The sequence below is a fragment of the Micromonospora sp. ALFpr18c genome (assembly GCF_008868155.1).
Taxonomy (GTDB): domain Bacteria; phylum Actinomycetota; class Actinomycetes; order Mycobacteriales; family Micromonosporaceae; genus Micromonospora.
This window is the reverse complement of the sequence record NZ_WBKR01000470.1, coordinates 1-570: the sequence shown is the minus strand read 5'-3', so window position 1 is coordinate 570 and position 570 is coordinate 1. Positions and strand designations below refer to the sequence as shown.

The window sequence follows — 570 nt, the reverse complement described above, 5'->3', positions numbered from 1 at the left end:
CCTGCGTTCCGCAGCTCAGCGTCGATATAGTCGGCGTCGCGGCGTGAAGGCGCAGGTCAAAGCGTTGCGGCCTGGCGGAAGCCGCGAAAACGCCTAGTGACACGCCTGCCTGTGGATAACTTCTATGAGCTGCTGATCTATGCCTGGTCTCATAGTCGGTGTACGGTCGTGCCTCGTGTACGTGAAGGCGTCGACACGCAAGACCCGTGACGGGCAGACGATCCGCTACCTGCAGTTGGCCCACAACGAGTGGGACCCGGCCGCGAAGGCGTCCAAGACCCGGGTGTTGTACTCGTTCGGCCGTGCCGACCAGCTCGACGTGGCCGGTATCCGCCGCCTGGTGGACGCGTTGTCGCGGCTGCTGGCCCCGGCCGACGCCCTCGCCGCGGCCGCGCCGGCCGGGTTGTCGTTCACCGAGTCCCGGCCGCTGGGCGGGGCGTGGCTGCTCGACGGGCTGTGGCGCCGGCTGCGAATCGACACCGTCCTACGGCCGTTGGTCGGCTCGGCGCGGCGGGAGGTCGACGTGGAGCGGGTGCTGTTCGCGCTGGTCGCGAACCGGGCTCTGGCGCC

The 570-nt window shown here is 69.3% G+C and carries 1 pseudogene; it reads left to right on the top strand.

What is annotated here, in order from left to right:
- Positions 1-175 precede the first annotated feature (175 nt).
- A pseudogene (locus F8271_RS31730) lies at positions 176-570 on the top strand (transposase); the annotation flags it as partial.